Origin of the sequence: Pseudomonas songnenensis, from assembly GCF_003696315.1 — a bacterium.
Classification (GTDB): Bacteria; Pseudomonadota; Gammaproteobacteria; order Pseudomonadales; family Pseudomonadaceae; genus Stutzerimonas; species Stutzerimonas songnenensis.
In genome coordinates, this window is record NZ_RFFN01000001.1 from 330,819 (window position 1) to 352,362 (window position 21,544).

Below are 21,544 nucleotides of genomic sequence, written 5' to 3' on the forward strand. Positions count from 1 at the left end.
TGCCGGCTCGGTGCAGCCTGCCATCCGACGAGACGCTGACGTCGATTGGCGTGCTTTGTGCTCTGATTGAAATTGATAGCACTTTGCCGGGGGCGAGAGAACTTGACAGGTTTGCGACGTTTTCTTGGGTTGATATTGCTGCTGGCAAGCGCTTCGCTGCCCGCCGAAGTGCTGCGTCTGGCGGGCAATCCGTGGCCGCCCTATACAGACCGGAGCCTGCCTGGCGAGGGATTGTCCGTAGAGTTGATCCGTACTGCGCTTGGCCGTGGCGGTTATCAGGTGGAATACATCGAGGTGCCCTGGGAGCGCGCACTGCTCGGCCTGCGCAAAGGCAGCTACGACATGGTCAACGGCTGGCCGACGGTCAAGCGCGTCGACTATTCCCTCATTTCCCGTCCGTTTCTGATCAACCGGATGCGCTGGGTCCAGCGAAGCGGGAGCGGCATTCGTTATGACGGTCTCGACAGCCTGATCGGCTATCTGCTTGTGCTGAGCAGGGGTTACACGTACAGCGATGAGCTGGACGACGATACGCGCCTGCAGAAGGGCTATGCCGCCAACTTCGTCCAGGCGGCCACGATGGTGCTTGCCGGACGTGCTGACCTGACCTTGGAGGACGAGCGCACGGCACTCTTCCACTTCGAGCGGGAGCTGGGGCATGAGCGGGATGCGCTGGCGTTCGTGCCAGGCGAGTTCAGGCGCGTGGAGCTGTCGTTGCTTGTGCGTCGCGACCACCCTCGGGCGACCGATATCATCGCCACCTTCAACCGGGAAATTGCCGCGATGGTCGCCGATGGCAGCTACGCGGCGATCTTTGTTCGCCACGCACTGCCTGTCCCGGACGCGTTGCCTCAGCGCTGATCCTGGCCCTGACCTGCTGGCTGCTGTTTGAGCAGGTGGACGGCCATGCTGCGCAGCGGCGCGAGCTGCCGGCAGATCAACCCCAGCTGGGTCTGCACCAGACGATGGGCATCATCCATCTCGTCCGGGGTCTGTTCCAGCTGCTGCGCCAGCGCCTCTTCCTCCTCGCTGTAGATGGCGATGGGCCGGTTCTGTGCCAGCGCGGCGGCGAGGTCGTCGAGGCTCGCTGCCAGCTGCTGCGCGGCGCTTTCCAGCAGCGCGTCGCGCGCGTCGTCCGGCAGGCTCTCGCGATGGGCGCCGAGACCGGAGAGGTAGTTGAGCAGGGTGTGGGAAAGAATCAGGAAGCGAAAGCCGGTTTCGGCATCCTTACGGAAGTGTCCCGGCTCGAGCAGCATGTTCGACAGCGTGGTGGATAACGCCGCGTCAGCGTTATGGGCGTTACGCCGCGCCAGCCGGTAGGCCAGGTCGTCGCGCTTGCCGCTGTCGTACTGGCGCATGATCTGACGCAGGTAGTCGCTGTTGCAGCTGAGGGTGTTGGCCACCACCTGGTTCAGACGCCGGCCCTGCCAGTCCGGCAGAATGAGGAACACCGCAGCCGCGGCGATCAGGCTGCCGAGCAGCGTATCGAACAGGCGCGGCCAGATCAGCCCGTAACCGTCGCCGACCTGGTTGAAGCAGAACAGCACCATCAGCGTGATCGCTGCCGTGGCCAAAGTGTAGCGCGTGCTGCGGGTGGCGAAGAACACCACGCCGGCGACCACCGCGAACAGGGCCTGGATCGGCTGGCTGGGGAACAGATCGAACAGCGCCCACCCGGCGACGAGTCCCAGCACGGTGCCGCTGATGCGTTGTACCAGCTTGATGCGGGTGGCCCCGTAGTTGGGCTGGCAGACGAATACGGTGGTCAGCAGCACCCAGTAGCCTTGCTCCGGATGGATGGCATGCAGCACGGCATAGCCGGTGATCAGGGCAATCGTCATGCGCAGGGCATGGCGGAACAGCAGCGAAGTGGGTGTCAGCTGCAGGCGAATGCGATTGAACGCCTCGCGCAGCGTCTGCGGTTGCCGATCCAGCAGGCTGTTGTCCTGCTCACCTTCCAGGGTGCCAGGATCACTGGCGCTGGCGAGCTGGCGTTGCAGGGTGGAAAGGTTGCCGGACAGCGCGCGCAGTGATCGCAGCAGGCCACGCCAGGCCGGGTTGTTCTGCTCGCGCAGGTGTTCCAGCGAAGCCTGCAGGTCCTCCAGCGCTTGGGCATTGGCTTCGCTGTAACGAAACGCCTGGCGCAGCTGGATGGTTTCACCGAGTTCGGCGCAGGCGCTGGCCTGCAGGCGCAACAGGCGCTGACAGCGAAACAGCACATCGCTGTGGAAGAACGCTTCGGCCAGCGCCTGGTAGGGGTAATGCGACGAGCTGACCCGCTCATGCAGATCCTGGGCGAGGAAATACAGCTTGAGGTAGTGATTGATCTTGCCTCCGGCCCGCCCATTGCCGAGGCGGTGCAGCAGCGTCTCCTTGGCCGCGTTCAGCGCGTTGACGACCCGGCCGTTCTGCTGCGCCAGTTCGAGGCGCCGCTGTTCCACGTCCAGCTGGCGCACCGGTTCGAACAGGGCGGCCTTGTAACGGAAGTACAGCCCCAGCTCGCGGTACAGCCGCGCCAGACTCTGCTGCACCGGTTGATGGGCGAACAGCGCGTTCCAGCACACCGAGAGCAGGCCGTACCAGGCGGCGCCGGCCACCAGCAGCAGCGGGTCGCGCCAGAAGTGCTGCAGTTCGCCGTTGCGCTGGTCGGCCGCGATCATGCTGTAGATCGCGAGGATCAGCGTTGCTTGGGCGATGGCCCCGTAGCGTTCGCCGAGCGCGCCGAGCATCACCAGGGCAAAGGTCGAAATTGCCAGCCCCGCGACGAACAGCCAGGGATAGGGAAACAGCAGTTCGACGGCCACGGCAGCGATGCTGAAGCACAGCAGTGTGACCAGCAGTGCATTCAGCCGGCCCAGCCAGCTGTCATCGGTTTCCGCCAGCGCACTGGCGATGATGCCGAGGAACAGCGGGATGATCAGCGTCGGCTGGCCGAGGTACCAGCTCAGCCCCATGCTGCCAGCCATGGCGATCAGCACGCGCAGGCTGTAGCCGAACTTCTCCAGCGCCCAGAGGCGCCGCAGGGATTGGCTGAGCGAGGGTTGCGGCATGGAGCGATCCGTTGGTGTAGGCCTGATTGGACGAAGCCACCGCGCACGCTGTCACGGTTGGGGCGTGCGCTCAGCCAGCCGGTTCAGCGAACGCAGGCCGGCCTCTGCGCGCGGCGTTACCGGCGCCGGGGTTTGTCAGAGCACGCGTACTTTCAGCGAGCGGCCCTTGATCTTACCTTCATTGAGGCGCTTGAGCGCTTGCTTGGCCACGCCGCGCTCGACTGCGACGAACGCCTGGAAATCGAAGATGGCGATCTTGCCCACCTGGGTGCCAGGAATGCCGGCATCGCCCGTCAGCGCCCCGAGGATGTCGCCCGGGCGCAGCTTGTCCTTGCGCCCCGCGCCAATGCACAGGGTCGCCATCGGCGGTTGCAGCGGCGCTCCCGGCCGGGCTTTCAGGCTGTCCAACGGCAGCCAGTTGAGTGGCGCCTGCTGCAGTTTCTCGATGGCCTGCGCGCGATGGGCTTCAGCCGGTGCGACCAGGCTCGCGGCCAGGCCCTGGTTGCCGGCGCGGCCGGTGCGCCCGACCCGGTGCACATGGATTTCCGGATCCCGCGCCAGCTCGACGTTGATCACCATGTCCAAGGCGTCGATATCCAGTCCGCGCGCCGCGACGTCGGTCGCCACCAGTACCGACAGGCTGCGGTTGGCGAACATCGCCAGCACCTGATCGCGGTCGCGTTGCTCGAGGTCGCCGTTCAGCGCCATGGCGGAGATGCCATTGGCGCTCAGATGATCAACCAGCTCCTGGCATTGCTGCTTGGTGAAGCAGAACGCCACGCAGCTCTCCGGGCGGAAGCTGGCCAGCAGGCGCGTCACCGCCTCCATGCGCTGGTCGGGATCGATCTCGTAGAAGCGCTGCTCGATCTGCGCATCATCGTGCAGCGCTTCGGCGCGCACCTGTTGCGGGTCGCGCATGAAGCTCGAGGAAAGCTGTTTGATGCCGGCGGGGTAGGTGGCCGAGAACAGCAGGGTCTGCCGCTTGGCCGGGGTCTGGCCGATGATCTCGGCGATGGCGTCGTAGAAGCCCATGTCCAGCATGCGGTCGGCTTCATCGAGTACCAGGGTGTTCAGCCCGTCGAGCTTCAACGTGCCCTTCTTCAGGTGTTCCTGCACCCGGCCCGGCGTACCGACGATGACATGCGCGCCATGCTCGAGGGAGGCGATCTGCGGCCCGATCGATACGCCACCGCAAAGCGTGAGGATCTTGATGTTGTCTGCCGCCCGCGCCAGACGGCGCAGCTCCTTGGCGACCTGGTCGGCCAGTTCGCGTGTCGGACACAGCACCAGCGCCTGGCAGCCGAAATACCGTGGGTTCAGCGGATCGAGCAGGGCGATACCGAAGGCGGCCGTCTTGCCGCTGCCGGTCTTGGCCTGGGCGATCAGGTCGTGGCCTTTGAGCATGACCGGCAGGCTCTGCGCCTGGATCGGCGTCATCGCCGCGTAGCCGAGCGCTTCGAGGTTGGCCAGCATGGCGGCGGAAAGGGGCAGGGAGGAAAAGGCGGTACTGGGCACGGGAGAGTCTTCAGGCGGGAATCGGTCTGCAGTCTATCAGGCTGCCGGCGCATGCGCCGGTCACACGGCTCGGGTGTGGCGATGGGCCGGCATCGTGAAACGTTTTGAAAGGCCGGCAGACGGAACCCCGTGCAGGGGTTTCGATCGAAAATTGTCCACTATCCGCTCCCAGGAGGTTGTTTTGTCTCGCGTTCTTTTCCTAGCCGGACTGCTGGCGCTACCCGCGTTCGCTGCCGAGCCCACCCTCTACGGACGTTACGAACACATCAAGATCGAAGAGATCGGCAAGACCTTGCCCGCCAAGATGGATACCGGGGCCATGACCGCGTCCCTGTCGGCACGGGACATCGAGCAGTTCGAGCGCGATGGCGAAGACTGGGTCCGCTTCCGGCTGGCCGTCGACGGCGCCGATGACACTTTATATGAGCAACGCCTGCTCGGTATCAGCCGGATCAAGACACGCGCCGAGGAGTCCGGCAACGTCGATCCGAACCGCGAGCCGCCACGAGCCGAGCGTCCGATTGTTGGCATGCAGCTGTGCATTGGCGATCAGTTGCGCGACGTGGAGGTGAACCTGACCGATCGCACCCACTTCAGCTATCCCCTGCTGATCGGCGCCGAGACCATCCGTGAACTGAACGCCGCCATCTATCCCACCGCGAAGTACACGGCGGGTCAGCCAGCCTGCTGACGCATTGGCCACCGGCACGCCGCGGCGAGTCGACCAGGCAGCTGGCCTGAGCTTCGAAAGCTGATCCGGCAGCGCGGCCCCGCGTTGCTGCATCAGCCCTTCATCCGGGGCGGCCGCTGCCGCTGGCTGGCAGTGGCCGCAACGCGACCTGAATGCCCTCCCCATCAAGCGCTCCCCATGCGGCGGCGGAGATCAGCACGCCTTGGCCACGTGGCAAGCCGACCCTGTGTCGGCGCTGCAAGAAGCTACGCGCCGCTTCGTTTGCCATTAAAAGGCAATATAACGGGTTTAATTTAAATGTCTGATGTGTGTTGATATATATAAGTCTGAATATCTTTTATATCTAAGACGGCTCTTTTAATTAAAGCCTTGTTGTTTGGCTGCTGTTTGTTAGTTGGCGATGCGGCCGGATTAATTGTGACTGGTCGGTATTGAGATTGCCCCGGCGGGCGGGGCGAACTCGGCGGGCGAGGTGCCGCGTCAGCTCGCCGCACGAGGCGGCGTCAAAACCGTCTGCCACGAAGGTTACGGCGAGTAGCTTGCTTGATAGCTCCTGGCCACCCCGGGCGGCATTCTTCAGGGGCTTTTCAGTACCTGGATTGGTCTTCGCGTGTTGTTCGTCAGACTAAAGTCGGGGCTTTCATTCAGAAAGGCACCCCTGTTAAATTCAGCATGTGGGTTCCCTTCACACGTAATAAAAATAAGGCGGAGAACGTCAATGGCCGACAACGATAAAGAAAATGCTGCTGCGTACTGGAAGGCGAATGTTCGCCTTATCACTTGGAGCTTAGTGGTCTGGGCTCTTGTCTCATACGGTTTCGGTATCCTCCTGCGTCCGCTGGTAGCCGGCATCCCCGTCGGGGGAACTGACCTGGGCTTCTGGTTCGCTCAACAGGGTTCCATCATCACGTTCATTGCGATCATCTTCCACTACGCGTGGCGGTTGAACAAATTGGACAAGGAATTCGGGGTTGAGGAGTAAGCCATGAGCCAATATTGGATCAACATGCTGTTCGTGGGCGCCTCGTTCCTGCTGTACATCGGGATCGCGGTCTGGGCTCGCGCTGGGTCGACTAAGGAATTCTACGTTGCCGGTGGTGGTGTTCACCCCGTTACCAACGGTATGGCGACCGCAGCAGACTGGATGTCTGCCGCTTCCTTCATTTCCATGGCCGGTCTGATCGCTTCCGGCGGTTATGCCACTTCCGTTTACCTGATGGGCTGGACCGGTGGCTACGTGCTGCTGGCTATGCTGCTGGCTCCCTACCTGCGCAAGTTCGGCAAGTTCACCGTGCCGGACTTCATCGGTGACCGCTTCTACAGCCGCGGTGCTCGTCTGACTGCAGTTGTCTGCCTCATCCTGATCTCCGTTACCTATGTAATCGGTCAGATGGCGGGTGCTGGTGTGGCGTTCTCCCGCTTCCTGGAAGTGAGCAACTCCGCCGGTATCTGGATCGCTGCCGCAATCGTGTTCGCCTACGCTGTATTCGGCGGCATGAAGGGCATCACCTACACCCAGGTGGCTCAGTACATCGTTCTGATCATCGCCTACACCATTCCGGCCGTGTTCATCGCCATGCAGCTGACTGGCAACCCGATCCCGATGTTCGGGATGTTCGGTACCCACGTCGACTCCGGCGTGCCGCTGCTGGACAAGCTGGATCAGGTCGTTACCGATCTGGGCTTCGCTGCCTACACCGCTGACGTCGACAACAAGCTGAACATGTTCCTGTTCACCCTGTCGCTGATGATCGGTACTGCTGGTCTGCCGCACGTAATCATTCGCTTCTTCACCGTACCGAAGGTTGCTGATGCTCGCTGGTCCGCTGGCTGGACTCTGGTGTTCATCGCCCTGCTGTACCTCACTGCTCCGGCCGTTGCCTCGATGGCACGCCTGAACCTGGTTAACACCATCTATCCGGAAGGCCCGCAGGCCGAAGCGATGCGTTACGAAGATCGTCCGGAATGGGTACAGACCTGGGAACGTACTGGCCTGATCAAGTGGGAAGACAAGAACGCCGACGGTCGTGTGCAGATGTACAACGACGCTAACGCCAACTTCACCCCGACCGCTACAGAGCGTGGCTGGAACGGCAACGAGCTGACTGTGAACAATGACATCATCGTTCTGGCCAACCCGGAAATTGCCAACCTGCCGGGCTGGGTCATCGGTCTGATCGCTGCGGGTGCCATTGCGGCAGCCTTGTCGACAGCTGCGGGGCTGCTGCTGGCGATTTCCTCGGCAATCAGTCACGACCTGATCAAGACACTCATCAATCCGAAGATCAGTGAGAAGAACGAGATGCTGGCTGCTCGTCTTTCCATGACGGCGGCGATCCTGCTGGCTACCTGGCTGGGCCTGAATCCTCCCGGATTCGCGGCGCAGGTAGTGGCACTGGCGTTCGGTCTCGCGGCAGCGAGCCTGTTCCCGGCGCTGATGATGGGTATCTTCTCCAAGCGCGTGAACAGCAAGGGTGCGGTCGCCGGTATGCTGGTCGGTGTGATTTCCACCGCGGTGTACATCTTCCTGTACCTGGGCTGGTTCTTCATCCCTGGCACTGCGAGCATTCCGAACACCCCTGATCAGTGGTGGATGGGCATCTCCCCGCAGGCCTTCGGTGCCGTGGGTGCCATGCTGAACTTCGCTGTTGCCTACGCTGTGTCGATGGCTACCGAAGCTCCGCCGCAGGAAATTCAGGATCTGGTCGAGAGCGTTCGTACCCCGAAAGGTGCTGGCGTTGCGCTTGACCACTAACTGATAATGCAGCCGGACGTCAGACCTGCTCTGACACGAGGTTGAAGTAGAAGTCGGGCTTCCATTTGGAAGCCCGATTTTTTTAGGGGGTTGTATATGTTCTGGCATCTAATCGCGGCAATCGTCGCTGGTGTGGCGGGAGCCGGCATCGGCCTGATGCTGCGCTCACTGACGCGTAAGCGACTGCCGAAATGGATCATTCCGGTGTTCGCCGGTCTGGGCATGCTGAGTTACACCATCCATTACGAATACACCTGGTTCGAGACCAAGCAGGCGCGTCTGCCGGAAGGTTCGCTGGTGGTGGCGAGTGAAGAGGGCGAGATGCTCTGGCGGCCGTGGACCATGCTCTATCCGATGCCGTTGGCCTATACCGTACTGGATGGCGCGAACGCTCAGGTGCAGGACACCGATCAAGGCCGCCTTGGCCGTTTCGTGCTGTACCGCTTCGAGAAGCAGCACCTGATGTCGAGCGTGAAGAGTGCCAGTTATCAGCTGATCTGCACCGAGAGGGCCATGTTCAGGCTGAACGAAGCCGGCCAGGCGAAGATCGAGACGCTTACCGAGCTGGAAGCCGATTCACCGTTGTATCAGGCCATTTGTGAGGCCCGTCGGTAACGAGGGGCAACGTGGGATACCGCGCATCAGCAAATCCTGATGCGCGCCGTGAGCAGGAAGGTCGGTTCCGCAAGGGGGCCGAATAGTCAGCTGCAGTGACTGGCAGTTGATGTCCGCAGTATCGAATCGTTCAGCGATAACTTTTCCACTGCGGCTGACAACGGCCGGCCCGCCCGCTCAGATCGAATTGAATGCGGCCTTGCGCGCGCGTTGCCAGCATCTGAGCCGCTGAGCCAGTTCGTCGAGGCTGGTCAGCCCCACCCGTTGTGCGCGGTGCAACAGGATCAGAGCGATCTCTGCGGTCGCCATGGCGTCGGCGGATGCGTTGTGGCGTTGCGGGATATGGATATTGAAGTAGTCGAGCCAGTGATCCAGACCGCCGCGATGGATCATCGCTTCGGGAAACAGCATGGGTGCGAGATCGGCCACATCGAGGAACGTGTGGTCCATCGTGTAGCCCAGCTCTCTTTTCAGTGCGCGGCCGAGCATGCGCTGGTCGAACGGCGCGTGAAAGGCCAGGATCACGCTGCCGGCAGCAAATTCCATGAAGCTGAGCAGCGCCTCGGCTGGAGGCAGGCCGTTGGCCAGCTCACTCGGCGCGATGCCGTGGATGAGCACGCTTTCGGTAACCTTCACCTGGCGGCACAGCGTGCATTCGAACTGCTGGGAATAGTCGATGGCCCCGTCTTCGATGACGACTGCGCCAATGGCGATGACCAGATCGCGCTTGAGGTGCAGGCCGGTGGTTTCCAGGTCCAGCACCACCAGGCGCTGTTGCCGCAGCGGGACCGTCTGCGGCGCATGGGGGCGCGGCAGCTCGTCAATGCGCTGTTGCTGCTCGGGGGGCAGCTTCGGGCCACGTGGGTTGAACCAGAACATGCTCATAGTTGATAGCGCACCGCGAGACTGGCCTGCAAACGTTGGGCCTGGCGGAAGGACTCGCGCAGGATTCGACGGTCCAGCACATTGAGCGTATCCGGATCCAGGCGGTTGGAATAGGGCAGCTCATCGCGCGCCTGTTGCTGGTGATGCTGCATACGGGTCTGCTGAATGAAATGATAGGCCTCTTCGTAGGCCGCACCATCCTTCTTCTCGATGACGCCCTTTTCCACCAGCTTGCGCAGGCGCTCGAGGGTGTTGCAGGTGCCGATGTCGTTGCTCAGCGCCAGCAGGCGGGCGCCGTCGACGAAGGGCGTCAGCCCCTGCACCTTGAGGTCCAGCGTGTCTTTGCCTTCGCCCTTGCGCGCCACCACGAAATCACGGAAGCGGCCGACTGGCGGGCGATGGCGCAAGGCGTTGTCGGCCATCATGCGCTGGAACAGGCTGTTGCCCTTGATCTCGTCGAGCAGATCGCGGCGCAGCTGCTCGCAACCTTCCGAAGGGCCCCAGATGCTGCGCAGATCGAAATAGATGGTGCTGCCGAGCAGGTTCTCCGGCGTCGCTTCGCGAACGAACGAGCTGAAGCGGCGACTCCATTCCTGGCGCGACAGGCACAGCTGCGGGTTGCTCGCCATGATGTTGCCTTTGCACAGGCTGAAGCCGCAGGTGTCGAGGTCGCGGTTGATGCGCTCGGCCAGTGGCAGCAGGCGGCCACGGATATGCGCGGCTTCGGCCGCGTCGGCGGCTTCGAAAAGAATGCCGTTGTCCTGGTCGGTGTAGAGCGTCTGCTCCTGGCGCCCCTCGCTGCCGAAACACAGCCAGGTGAAGGGCACGCCCGGGTCACCCATGTGCTCGATGGCCAGCTCGATCACCCGACACACGGTATGGTCATTGAGCAGCGTGACGATGTGGGTGATCTGGGTCGACGAGGCGCCATGGGCCAGCATGTTGTCGACCAGCTGCTTGATGCGGCTGCGGATGACCACCAGGGCGTCGACGCGATCGGCGTGACGGATGGTCTGGGCCAGGTGCACCAGGTCCACGCGCTGCAGGGAAAACAGGTCGCGCTCGGAAATCACCCCCTGCAGCAGGCCGTTCTCGACCACGCAGACATGGGCGATATGCCGCTCGGTCATGGCGATGGCCGCATCGAATGCGGTGGCGTCCGGCGGCAGATAGAACGGATCGTGCGTCATGAACTGCGAGATCGGCTGGCTCAGGTCGGTGGTGCCCGTACCGATGGCTCGTCGCAGATCGCGCAGGGTAAAGATGCCCTGGGGATGCAGGTCTTCATCGACGATGACGATGCTGCCGACGTTTTCCTGCTGCATCATTGCCACCGCCTCGTTGAGCGGCCGGGACGGCAGGCACGAGACGGGGTGGTGCAGCGCCAGCTCACCAATGCTGGTTTCCAGTGAGTACTGTTCGCCGAGGCTTTCCACCGCGCGCATCTGTGCCTGCTGGTTGACCAGGTCGAGCAGGCTGCTGACCCCGCGCATGGCGAAATCGCGGAAAACCGGCGAGCTTGAGACCAGCTTGACGAAGGCGGGCTTGTTCAGCAGGAAGCAGAAGGTGTCTTCAGCGGCCAGGTGCGCGGTGCGGGTTGCGCGTTCGCCCATGAGCGCCGCCATCGGAAAGCATTCGCCAACGATGACTTCGAAGGTGGTATCGGTGCCACGCTTGGCGGTATGTGGGCGCTGACCATGAACGCGCCCCTGCTTGACGATATAGAAGTGCTGCACCACACCGTCATCAGGGGAAATGATGCAATCGCCTTCGGCATAGAAGCGCAGCTCACAGTTCTCCACCAGAAAGGTCAGGTGGGCCGGCTCCATCTGGTTGAACGGGGCGTACTTGCGCAGGAATTCCATGGTGCCGTGGATATTCTGCAGTACGGCCGTCTTCCCAGCCTGAGAAAAGGCGTCGGGTGTGCTCATGCTTGGCGTCCATTTTTTGTTAATGGTGTGCTGCGGGCCGTTCGGACCCAATTGGACGTAAGTCTAGTCAGAGCGGGCGTGGCAGGAGCTGATCAGGGTCAGGCTGATGTTTCGGGCTGTTGCGATAGTGCGGCATAAAAAAACCGCCCCGTAGGGCGGTTTCTTGTGTAGCTGGCGAGGCTCAGGGCAGGGTGAACAGCACCTTGACCGACCCGTTCACCGCCGAGCTGTCGACGTAACCGATGGCATCGGCTTCAGCGGCGACCTTGGCCACTACTGCAGCGTCGTCGGCGACGCTGGGCAGAGGCTGGCCCTTGCCGGTGAAGATCAGGCCGGACCAGTAGGACTTGAGCTGGGATTCGTTCTTGCTGGTCACGCCGGCATAGAAGGCTTCCTTGGCAGGCGTCCAGCCGGCCTGGTCGACGCCTTTCATGGACTTGTCCTTGCCCAGAAAGATGTTGGCGACGTCGGACTGGGACGGCGCCTTGGCTGCGGCGGGATTGACGATTACGGCGACCTCGGCCTGCGCCAGGGTCACCATGCCGACCAGTGCGGCGCCACAGAGGATGCGAGTGGATGCTTTCATCGGGACGCTCCTCAGAATACGAAATCAACGCCGACGGAAACGATGTCGCCGTCGTAGTTGCGGGCGGGAGTGCCGGCCATGCCGGTGCGTTCGAAGACTTCGTTCTCGTACAGCTCCTGTGCATTGCGAGTGAACACGCCATCGAAGCCATTCTTGGTGTCGACGCGTTTGTACTCACCCTTGACCACTACGGTCGGCGTGGCCTGGTAGTTCAGGCCCAGGGTCCAGGAACTCTGGCGGCCCCCATTGTCGTCCAGCTGCGCATAGGTGACGTGGGGCAGGAGATCGCCGAAACGACGGCCGCCCATCAGGTAGAAGGAGTCGATCGCTTCCATCCCGTCGTTCTCGATCAGGCGCGAGGTCCACTCGTTGCTGCTGATCCAGGTGCCGTTGTCGTACTGGTAGCCGATCGAGGTGAACTTGCCCTTGCTCTTGTCGAGCGCCAGCAGCGAGCGCTGCTCAGCAACACCGATTCCGGGGCCAAACGGCACGGGCAGGATACTGATTACGTTTCCGGTGATATCCGTCTTGATATCCGCCTCGACATAACCGATGCGCAGCGTGCCGAAATCATTGGTAGCCAGGCTGATGCTGGCGCCGAAGAGGTTGCCGTAGTCGATATCGAACTGCTCGTCGTAGGCGTAGTAGTCACGGTTCTTCGCCTGGCCACCGGCCAGCTGGAGGGTCACCGAGCCGTACGACAGCGGTACGGTATAGACCGCATCGATGCCTTCGTAGTTGGTCAGCTGCACCTGGCTGTAGACCTCGTCGGGCAGTCGCAGCCATGGATAGCTGTAGCCGACGTCGAGGCTTTCGGAATACATGTACACCGGGCTGCGCAGGCGGCCGGCGCGGAGCATCAGCTGGTCGTTGGCCTGCAGCGACAGATAGGCCCACTCGAGGTTGGCCTTCCATTCGTCCTGCTGAGCCTTGGCCGTCGCCTGGACGGTTACGCCCAGGGTGTCGGTGATGCCGTAGCTCAGCTGGGCGCCGAACTTGGACAGCTGATCGCCGCGCCAGGAATCGTTGGTCTGGCCCTGAATGCCATAGCTGCGACCATCATCTTCGCCGCCCAGGTGAGTGAAGCCGACGGTACCAAAACCGTTGAAGCGATGTTCACCCTGTTCCAGGGCGAAGGCAGGGGTGGCGGCCAGGCAGACAGCTGCCAGACCGGCGACACGAAGTGCAGTCATTTGATGCTCCAAATAATCGTTAAACACGGAATTGGCCCGTAGCCGCGCGCAGGTGGTCTCCGGTACTCACCAGTTGCTCGCCAAGACGGGCGGTGGCTTCGGCGCCGTTAGCGGTTGCTTGTGCGTCCTGCTGCAACACTTGGGTTTCTTGTTGGATGGAACTCGACAGGCCGATCTGCTCTTGCGTGAACTGAGCGATGCCAGCGTTGAGTTCGTCGATCTGGTTGACCGTACGGGCGATGGTTTCCAGCAGCTGTGTGGCCTCGACCGAGCGCTGGATGCTCGCGCGGGATTTCTCGCCATTGCTGGTCATTACGTTGAGCACGGTGTTGGCGCTGTTCTGCAGGCGCTGGATGATCTGCTGGATCTCGGCGGTGGAGGCGGCGGTCTTCTGCGCCAGGTTGCGCACCTCATCGGCGACCACGGCAAAGCCGCGGCCCTGCTCGCCGGCTCGGGCGGCTTCGATGGCGGCGTTGAGTGCCAACAGATTGGTCTGCTCGGCGATGCTGCGGATGACGGTCAGTACCGAACCGACTTCCTGGGTTTCTTCCTCGAGCTGTTCCATGGCCTTGACCGCGCCCATCACGCTGTCACCCAGGTCACTGATGCCGGTCGACAGGCTGCCGACATGCTCACGTGCGGTGGCGGCCTGGCGTGCTGCGGAGTTGGCCTCGTCGGAAGCCTGCTGCGAGCGCTGCGCCACTTCCTGAATGCTGCCGGTCATGGTGAGGATGTCGCGGGTGATCGAGTCGGTGTGGTGCTGTTGCGACTTGGCGTTTTCTTCCGAGCCCTGTGTCAGCTTGTACAGCTCCTTCGAAACCTGGCCCAGCGGGGTGGCGGCATCGATGATCTGGCGGATGGTGCGTTGCAGCTTGTCGAGAAAGCTGTTGAACAGCTCGATCATCGCGCCGATCTCGTCGTTGGATTCGACGTTGACGCGCTGGGTCAGATCGCCATCGCCGCGGGCGATCGACTGCAGCGACGCGATCACGCCGCGGATATTGACCATCACGCTGCGGATCACCAGCCAGGCGCCGAGGCTGACCAGTATCACCAGTACCAGGCTGAGGATGATGCCCAGCCGCGTGGTGCCGGCGTTGGCTTCGCGGGTTTCTACCAGGGTCTGCTGGAAGCTGTCGTAGGCCTGCGCGCGGAAATCGCCACCCAGCTTCTGTGCCTGGGCCAGATCGCTGGCCATGCGATCGAGGCTCGGTCGCAGATCATCGAACGAGGCGCTGCCGTCGATCAGCTTGGTCGAGGCGGCGAGCGCGTTGTCGGCGTAGTCGCGCACGGCCTTGCGCCAGTCACCCAGGGCCTGGTGCTGCTGGCGCTGATCGCTCAGCAGGGCCGCCAGGGATTGCTGCTGCGTATCGATCTGCTGCAGCACCTCCCGGGCCTCGTCGAGCACGCCGGGTTCGCCCGCAGCCACCGCATTGTTCAGCAGCGCCGGTACGCGGGAGAACTGAAAGATCACCGCATCGGCCTTTTCCAGCGTCGGATAGGCGCGGTTCTCCAGAAACACCAGCCGCGAATCGGTAGCCGAAAGCTGCAGCGAGGTATAGCCGACGTACAACACGAGCCCGAACAGGGCTACTGCCGGCACCAGGGAAAGCTTGGCGGTCAGCGAGAAGTTCTTCAGCATGCATCGACTCCAGGGCGGGCTGCAGGTACTGCGGGAGTTGCGCTTATGGCCAAATGCTATCGCGCAATAATATTGTGACTGGAAATGCCTTTCGGGTCACGTTATCGGTTGTAACAGCGTGAACTTGAGGACCGCCGGGCGGATTCGAGGCATAAAAAAACCGCCCCGTAGGGCGGTTCTTGTGCAGCTGCTTCGCAGGTTACAGGCCGTTCTTGGCCTTGAACTCGCGACGGCGGCGGTGCAGCACCGGCTCGGTGTAGCCGTTGGGCTGCTTGGTGCCTTCGAGGACCAGCTCCAGCGCAGCCTGGAAAGCCACGCTGTTGTCGAAGTCCGGCGCCATCGGGCGGTACAGCGGGTCGCCCTGGTTCTGGCGGTCGACCACCGGCGCCATGCGCTTGAGGCTTTCGACCACCTGTTCCTTGGTCACCACGCCATGGCGCATCCAGTTGGCCACGTGCTGGCTGGAGATGCGCAGGGTGGCGCGGTCTTCCATCAGCGCGATGTCGTTGATGTCCGGCACCTTGGAGCAACCAACGCCCTGTTCGACCCAGCGGACCATGTAGCCGAGGATGCCCTGCGAGTTGTTGTCCAGCTCGTTGCGCTTCTCTTCCTCGCTCCAGTTGGTGTCCTGTGCCAGCGGGATGGTGAGGATGTCGTCGATGGACGCCTTCTCGCGCTTGGCCAGTTCGACCTGACGCGCCTGCACGTCGATCTTGTGGTAGTGCATGGCGTGCAGGGTGGCAGCAGTCGGCGACGGTACCCAGGCGGTGTTGGCACCGGCCATGGGGTGGCCGACCTTCTGCTCGAGCATCGCGGCCATCAGGTCAGGCATGGCCCACATGCCCTTGCCGATCTGCGCCTTGCCCTGCAGGCCGCAGGCCAGGCCCACGTCGACGTTGTTGTTCTCGTAGGCGCTGATCCACTTCTCAGCCTTCATGGCGGCCTTGCGCACCATCGGGCCGGCTTCCATGGAGGTGTGGATTTCGTCACCGGTGCGGTCGAGGAAGCCGGTGTTGATGAATACCACGCGCTCGCGCGCTTCCTTGATGCAGGCCTTGAGGTTGATCGTGGTACGACGCTCCTCGTCCATGATGCCGACCTTGAGGGTGTTGCGCGGCAGACCGAGGACGTCCTCGACGCGGCCGAACAGCTCGGTGGCGAACGCCACTTCTTCCGGGCCGTGCATCTTCGGCTTGACGATGTACATCGAGCCGGTGCGGGTGTTCTTGCGGCTGGTGTTGCCGTTGAGGTTGTGCACCGCGATCAGGCTGGTGAACAGGCCGTCCATGATGCCTTCCGGCACCTCGTTGCCTTCCTTGTCGAGGATGGCATCGTTGGTCATCAGGTGACCGACGTTACGGATGAACAGCAGGGAGCGGCCATGCAGGGTCAGCTCGCCGTTGCCGTCGGCCTTGGTGTAGACGCGGTCCGGGTTCATCGCGCGGGTGATGCGCTTGCCGCCCTTTTCCAGCTCCTCGACCAGGTCGCCCTTCATCAGGCCGAGCCAGTTGCGATAGACGATGGTCTTGTCGTCGGCGTCGACGGCGGCGATGGAGTCTTCGCAGTCCATGATGGTGGTCAGCGCCGATTCCATCAGGATGTCCTTCACGCCGGCGGCATCGGTCTGGCCGATCGGGCTGGCCGGGTCGATCTGGATCTCGAAGTGGATGCCGTTGTTCTTCAGCAGCACGGCGATCGGTGCGCTGGCTTCGCCCTGGAAGCCCTGCAGCTGGGCCGGGTTCTTCAGGCCGGTGGTGCTGCCGTCTTTGAGCGAAACGACCAGCTTGCCGCCTTCGATGCGGTAGCCGATGGAATCGACGTGGGAGCCGGTTGCCAGCGGTGCGGCTTCATTGAGGAAGTTGCGCGCGTAGGCGATGACCTTGTTGCCGCGGATCTCGTTGTAGCCCGGGCCCTTGGTGGCGCCGTCCGCTTCGGAGATGGCGTCGGTGCCGTACAGGGCGTCGTACAGCGAACCCCAGCGGGCGTTGGCGGCGTTCAGGGCGAAGCGCGCGTTCATGATCGGCACTACCAGCTGCGGGCCGGCCATGCGGGCGATCTCTTCGTCGACATTCTCGGTGGTGGCCTGGAAGTCTTCGGCTTCCGGCAGCAGGTAGCCGATTTCCTGCAGGAAAGCCTTGTAGGCTACGGCGTCGTGGGCCTGACCGGCGCGGGCCTGGTGCCAGGCGTCGATCTTGGCCTGCAGCTCGTCGCGCTTGGCCAGCAGCGCGCGATTCTTCGGCGCCAGGTCGTGGATGACGCTGTCGGCGCCGGCCCAGAAGGCGGCGGCATCGACGCCGGTACCAGGAATCGCTTCGTTGTTCACAAAGTCGTACAGGACTTTGGCGACCTGCAGGCCACCGACTTGAACGCGCTCAGTCATTACTCGCCTCACTTGGTTCTTCTAATTCGCCGGACGGTTTCGCTTTTTGTAGTCCGAGGTCGCCGGATACTACATGAAGCGTCGGGGAAAATCAGTCCGCCTAAAGAGCCCCCTGCGACGACGGGGGCGGGGTCGCGGGCTGCCGCTGAGGCGACTGCCTGCTATACCTAATGGGCCGTCGCTACCGCGTGAGCGATTCCCCAGCACAGGAGCAGTCCATGGATCACCTCGTTCTTACCGTCATTGCCGAAGATCAGCCGGGTCTGGTCGAACGTCTGGCCAAGTGCATCGCCGAGCATGGCGGCAACTGGCTGGAGAGCCGCATGTCGCGCATGGCCGGGCAGTTCGCCGGCATCCTGCGGGTGGCCGTGCCGCAACAGGCGCATGCCGAGCTGACCGCCGCGCTACAAGGGCTGGAGGCGCAGGGCATTCGCGTACTGCTGGCGCACAGTGGTACAGAGCCGGTGGAGAGCTGGCAGGAAATCCAGCTGGAGCTGGTCGGCAATGATCGTCCCGGCATCGTGCGCGACATTACCCATCTGCTGGCCACGCACGGCGTCAATCTGGAAAGCCTGGATACCGAGGTGTTGCCGGCACCGATGAGCAGCGAGCTGTTGTTCCGTGCCGAAGTGCGTCTGGCCGTGCCGAGCGAGCTGTCGCTGGAGGTCCTGCAACAGCGTCTGGAAGCCCTGGCCGACGACCTGATGGTCGAACTCAAGCTGCAACCTGCCGAGAAATCCTAGTCGGCCGCCGGCATGTTCAGCCGGCGCTTTTGCGCATCACGCGCCAGGCGTCCAGGCTGTACACCGCAAGCCCCGCCCAGATGCAGAAGAAGGCCAGCTGGCGGTCGACCGGGAACGGCTCGCCGAACAGCTGGACGGCGAGGATCAGCAGCAGCGTCGGCGTCAGGTACTGCAGAAAGCCCAGCGTCGAGTACGGCAGGTGGCGTGCGGCGGCATTGAAGCCGAGCAGCGGGATCAACGTCACGGGTCCGGCGGCCATCAGCCAGAGCGCATCGCTGCTGGTCCAGAACTCAGGTTCGGTGCTGGTGCCGCTGCTGAACCAGAACAGCCAGACCAGCGCTACCGGCAGCAACATCCAGGTTTCCACCACCAGCCCAGGCAGCGCGGCAACCGGTGCCAGCTTGCGCAGCAGCCCGTAGCTGCCGAAGCTCAGCGCCAGCACGATGGATATCCAAGGAAATTCGCCGAGCATCAGCAACTGCAGGCTGACACCGACGGTAGCCATGGCCACGGCCAGCCACTGCAGCGGACGCAGCCGCTCGCGCAGCACGAGCATGCCGAGCAGCACGTTGACCAGCGGATTGATGTAGTAGCCAAGGCTCGCCTCGACCATCCGGTCGTGGTTCACCGCCCAGACGTAGATCAGCCAGTTGGCCGCGATCAGCACGCTGGAGATGCCGAGCACGCCGAGGCGACGTGGATGCGCCAGCAGTTCGCGCCACCAGCCCGGATGACGCCAGACCAGCAGCACCAGCGAGCCGAACACGGCCGACCAGATCACCCGCTGGGTGACGATCTCGAGCGCGCCGTATTGTTCGAGTGCCTTGAAGTAGAGCGGGAACATGCCCCAGATGCTGAAGGTGGCCAGCCCCAGCAGATAACCCTTGCGCAGATTGGCGGTAGCCATGACGTCCTTCGACGAGCAGCGGAGAGCCGGCCATTTTGCGCCTTTGGCCAGAGGAGAGAAAGGTTAGTCAGCTAACAGAGCGGGGCCGCGCGACGGGCTGCCCGATTGGTCAGAAATGGGGGAACGCCAGGCGGCTTGTACTCGTCTCATCTGCATCGCTAATCGAAACGGCAGCGCGCGGATCGGCGCATGCGGAGGGTGGCAATGCGCTTGCAGAATCAGGTGGCTCTGGTCACCGGCAGCACCCAGGGCATCGGCCGCGGCATTGCCGTGCGCCTGGCTGAAGAGGGCGCCGACATTGTCATCAACGGCCGCGAGAACGACGAACAGGCCCGCGAGAGCCTCGAGCAGGTCCGCGCCCTGGGCCGGAGGGTGTGCTTCATCGCCGCCGATGTCGGTGACGTCGAGCAGTGCCACCGGCTGGTGCGCGAGAGCATCGCGCAGATGGGGCAGCTGGACATCCTGGTCAACAATGCCGGTGTGCAGCGGCACGCGGCGTTTCTCGACGCGCAGGCGGATGATTACGATCAGGTGCTGAACGTCAACCTGCGTGGGCCGTTCTTTCTTGCCCAGGCCTTCGCCCGCCATTTACGCGAGCAGGGCCGTGGCGGGCGCATCATCAACAACAGCTCGGTGCACGAAGAGCTGCCGCATCCCAACTTCACCGCCTACTGCGCGAGCAAGGGCGGACTGAAGATGCTGATGCGCAACATCGCCATCGAGCTTGCGCCACTCGGCATCACGGTGAACAACGTGGCGCCCGGCGCGGTGGAAACGCCGATCAACCGCGAGCTGATGAACCAGCCGGAAAAGCTCGCCAGCCTGTTACAGAACATTCCCGCCGGCCGCCTCGGCCGCCCCCATGACGTCGCCGGCGTCGTCGCCTTTCTGGCCTCCCCGGATGCCGAATACATCACCGGGACGACCCTGGTAGTCGACGGCGGCCTGCTATGGAACTACAGCGAACAATGACCGATACCACGCCGTGCCAGCCATTCGTTTACGACGTCAGCAGCATATCGCTGGCGGACACCCTCACCCCAGCCGAGCGCTATCAGGAGTTGTTTGTCGCCGTGCAGATGCAGCGCATCTTTCCCGACAGCAAAACCTTCGTTGACTGCGCCCCGCTGCGGCATCCCGAAGCGATCCTGGCGGACTATCGCGGCCGTTGCGGCGAGCCGGGCTTCGACCTCGCCGCGTTCGTACGCGAGCATTTCAGCCTGTATGAAATGCCGGTCAAGGAGTTCGTTGCCAACCCCGACGACAGCCTGGCCGAGCATATCGACCGGCTCTGGCCGATCCTCACCCGTCATCCGCAGGACCATCCCGAGCATTCCTCGCTGCTGCCGCTGCCGCACGATTACGTGGTGCCGGGCGGGCGCTTCACCGAGCTGTACTACTGGGATTCCTACTTCACCATGCTTGGCCTGGACGAGAGCGGGCATTGCGACCTGCTGCGGGCCATGGCGGACAACTTCGCCTACCTGATCGACACCTATGGGCATGTGCCCAATGGCAACCGCACCTATTACCTGGGCCGTTCGCAGCCGCCGGTGTTCGCCCTGATGACCGAGCTGTTCGAGGAAAACGGCGTGCACCGGGCCAGCGATTACCTGCCGCAGCTGCACAAGGAATATGCCTTCTGGATGGAGGGTGCCGATGCGCTGCGCCCCGGTGAGCGGCACCGGCGCTGCGTCTGCCTGGCCGACGGCGTGGTGCTCAACCGTTACTGGGACGAGCGCGACACGCCGCGCGAGGAGTCGTATCGAGAGGATGTGGAAACCGCGCGCTCCAGCTGCCGGCCGCGGCATGAGGTCTATCGCGACCTGCGCGCCGGCGCCGAGTCGGGCTGGGACTTCAGCTCGCGCTGGCTCGACGATGCCCACCGGCTGGCGACCATCCGCACCACCAGCATCCTGCCGATCGACCTCAACGCGCTGCTCTACAAGCTGGAGCGGCAGATCGCCGAGCTGTCTGCGGTGAAGAACCAGCACGCCTGTGCCGAAGCCTTCGCCCGCCACGCCGAAGCGCGCCTGGCGGCCATCGACCAGTACCTGTGGAATTCCCGCGCTGGCGCCTACTTCGACTACGACTGGCAGCGCGGCCGGCAGCGCGACAATCTCACTGCCGCGACGCTGGCCCCGTTGTTCGTCGGCATGGCCAGCGCCGAGCAGGCTGCCGCCGTTGCCATGACCGTACAGGCACGATTGCTGGCGCCGGGTGGCTTGGCCACGACGGAAATCGGTGGCAGTGGTGAGCAGTGGGACCGGCCCAACGGCTGGGCACCGCTGCAGTGGATCGGCATTCGCGGTCTGCAGCGCTACGGCCATGACGCACTGGCGCTGGAGATCGAAGAGCGCTGGCTGAACATCGTCAGTCATCTGTTCGAGCGCGAAAGCAAACTGGTGGAAAAGTACGTGCTGCGGCCCTGCACCGAGCACGCCGGCGGCGGCGAGTATCCGCTGCAGGACGGCTTCGGCTGGACCAATGGCGTGACCCGCAAGCTGATGCAGGAAGACCCCAATCACGAGGCCAACCGCTGCCGCGCCGGGCACTGTCGGACGGCCACGTAGCTGAGCAACGCGCACAGGTGGGGCTGTATTTCCCTACAAATGCAATGGATCAATAGTTATCGTACAACTGCTGGGCTA

Annotated in this window: 16 protein-coding genes and 1 pseudogene; 8 read left to right on the forward strand and 9 right to left on the reverse strand. The window is 63.1% G+C overall.

Annotated features, from left to right (window positions below; translation table 11 throughout):
- Positions 1 to 102: 102 nt before the first annotated feature.
- The gene (locus tag EA798_RS01555) at positions 103 to 861 is read left to right on the forward strand and encodes a substrate-binding periplasmic protein (RefSeq protein ID WP_122097813.1); all 759 of its coding nucleotides are present in this window, start codon (positions 103 to 105) and stop codon (positions 859 to 861) included.
- Here EA798_RS01555 and yccS read toward each other — a convergent pair.
- The gene (gene yccS, locus EA798_RS01560) at positions 852 to 3,050 is read right to left on the reverse strand and encodes a YccS family putative transporter (protein ID WP_122097814.1); all 2,199 of its coding nucleotides are present in this window, start codon (positions 3,048 to 3,050) and stop codon (positions 852 to 854) included. The genes EA798_RS01555 and yccS overlap by 10 nt on opposite strands.
- Positions 3,051 to 3,185: 135 nt before the next feature.
- Complete coding sequence (gene dbpA, locus EA798_RS01565) at positions 3,186 to 4,565, reverse strand: ATP-dependent RNA helicase DbpA (RefSeq protein ID WP_122097815.1); 1,380 nt, start codon at positions 4,563 to 4,565, stop codon at positions 3,186 to 3,188.
- A gap of 181 nt (positions 4,566 to 4,746) precedes the next feature.
- On the opposite strand from dbpA, the gene rloA2 reads away from it, so the two are divergent.
- The 4 genes from rloA2 to EA798_RS01585 all read left to right on the forward strand — a co-directional run bounded on the left by rloA2 (position 4,747) and on the right by EA798_RS01585 (position 8,626).
- Positions 4,747 to 5,256 carry a retropepsin-like aspartic peptidase RloA2 gene (gene rloA2 / locus EA798_RS01570; RefSeq protein WP_106157340.1) on the forward strand — a complete coding sequence of 170 codons (510 nt, stop codon included), beginning with the start codon at positions 4,747 to 4,749 and terminating at the stop codon, positions 5,254 to 5,256.
- A 718-nt stretch (positions 5,257 to 5,974) separates the two neighbouring features.
- Positions 5,975 to 6,238, forward strand: a complete 264-nt coding sequence (locus tag EA798_RS01575; RefSeq protein WP_003282672.1) for a DUF4212 domain-containing protein — start codon at positions 5,975 to 5,977, stop codon at positions 6,236 to 6,238.
- Between the two features lie 3 nt (positions 6,239 to 6,241).
- Positions 6,242 to 8,011 carry a sodium:solute symporter family protein gene (locus tag EA798_RS01580; RefSeq protein WP_106157341.1) on the forward strand — a complete coding sequence of 590 codons (1,770 nt, stop codon included), beginning with the start codon at positions 6,242 to 6,244 and terminating at the stop codon, positions 8,009 to 8,011.
- Positions 8,012 to 8,107: 96 nt separating this feature from the next.
- Positions 8,108 to 8,626: a hypothetical protein gene (locus EA798_RS01585; protein ID WP_015275352.1), complete on the forward strand. Its 519-nt coding sequence runs from the start codon at positions 8,108 to 8,110 to the stop codon at positions 8,624 to 8,626.
- Between the two features lie 177 nt (positions 8,627 to 8,803).
- On the opposite strand, the gene EA798_RS01590 is transcribed toward EA798_RS01585, so the two are convergent.
- From EA798_RS01590 to EA798_RS01615, 6 genes and pseudogenes are all read right to left on the reverse strand, one after another.
- A complete protein-coding gene (locus EA798_RS01590; RefSeq protein ID WP_106157342.1) occupies positions 8,804 to 9,511 on the reverse strand; it encodes a 3'-5' exonuclease in 708 nt (235 codons plus the stop codon).
- Positions 9,508 to 11,442, reverse strand: a complete 1,935-nt coding sequence (locus tag EA798_RS01595) for a putative nucleotidyltransferase substrate binding domain-containing protein (RefSeq protein WP_106157343.1) — start codon at positions 11,440 to 11,442, stop codon at positions 9,508 to 9,510. Before EA798_RS01595 ends, EA798_RS01590 begins: the two co-directional genes overlap by 4 nt.
- A gap of 181 nt (positions 11,443 to 11,623) precedes the next feature.
- Positions 11,624 to 12,028, reverse strand: a complete 405-nt coding sequence (locus EA798_RS01600; protein ID WP_122097816.1) for a phosphate ABC transporter substrate-binding protein — start codon at positions 12,026 to 12,028, stop codon at positions 11,624 to 11,626.
- 11 nt (positions 12,029 to 12,039) lie between these two features.
- On the reverse strand, positions 12,040 to 13,221 hold the full coding sequence (locus EA798_RS01605; RefSeq protein ID WP_122097817.1) for a porin: 1,182 nt from the start codon (positions 13,219 to 13,221) through the stop codon (positions 12,040 to 12,042).
- A gap of 19 nt (positions 13,222 to 13,240) precedes the next feature.
- Positions 13,241 to 14,509, reverse strand: a pseudogene (locus tag EA798_RS01610) (methyl-accepting chemotaxis protein); the annotation flags it as partial.
- Between the two features lie 553 nt (positions 14,510 to 15,062).
- Complete coding sequence (locus EA798_RS01615; protein WP_122097818.1) at positions 15,063 to 17,243, reverse strand: malate synthase G; 2,181 nt, start codon at positions 17,241 to 17,243, stop codon at positions 15,063 to 15,065.
- A gap of 218 nt (positions 17,244 to 17,461) precedes the next feature.
- On the opposite strand from EA798_RS01615, the gene EA798_RS01620 reads away from it, so the two are divergent.
- Positions 17,462 to 17,986: a glycine cleavage system transcriptional repressor gene (locus tag EA798_RS01620; RefSeq protein ID WP_106157348.1), complete on the forward strand. Its 525-nt coding sequence runs from the start codon at positions 17,462 to 17,464 to the stop codon at positions 17,984 to 17,986.
- 16 nt (positions 17,987 to 18,002) lie between these two features.
- Here EA798_RS01620 and rarD read toward each other — a convergent pair whose 3' ends face one another.
- On the reverse strand, positions 18,003 to 18,893 hold the full coding sequence (gene rarD / locus EA798_RS01625) for an EamA family transporter RarD (protein WP_122097819.1): 891 nt from the start codon (positions 18,891 to 18,893) through the stop codon (positions 18,003 to 18,005).
- A gap of 204 nt (positions 18,894 to 19,097) precedes the next feature.
- Between rarD and EA798_RS01630 the strand changes: the two genes are divergently transcribed.
- Both EA798_RS01630 and treF read left to right on the forward strand, forming a co-directional pair.
- Complete coding sequence (locus EA798_RS01630; RefSeq protein WP_122097820.1) at positions 19,098 to 19,865, forward strand: SDR family NAD(P)-dependent oxidoreductase; 768 nt, start codon at positions 19,098 to 19,100, stop codon at positions 19,863 to 19,865.
- Positions 19,862 to 21,466 (forward strand): alpha,alpha-trehalase TreF, encoded by a 1,605-nt coding sequence (treF, locus tag EA798_RS01635; RefSeq protein ID WP_122097821.1) that lies wholly within the window; start codon positions 19,862 to 19,864, stop codon positions 21,464 to 21,466. The genes EA798_RS01630 and treF overlap by 4 nt, the downstream gene beginning before the upstream one ends.
- Positions 21,467 to 21,544: the final 78 nt, after the last annotated feature.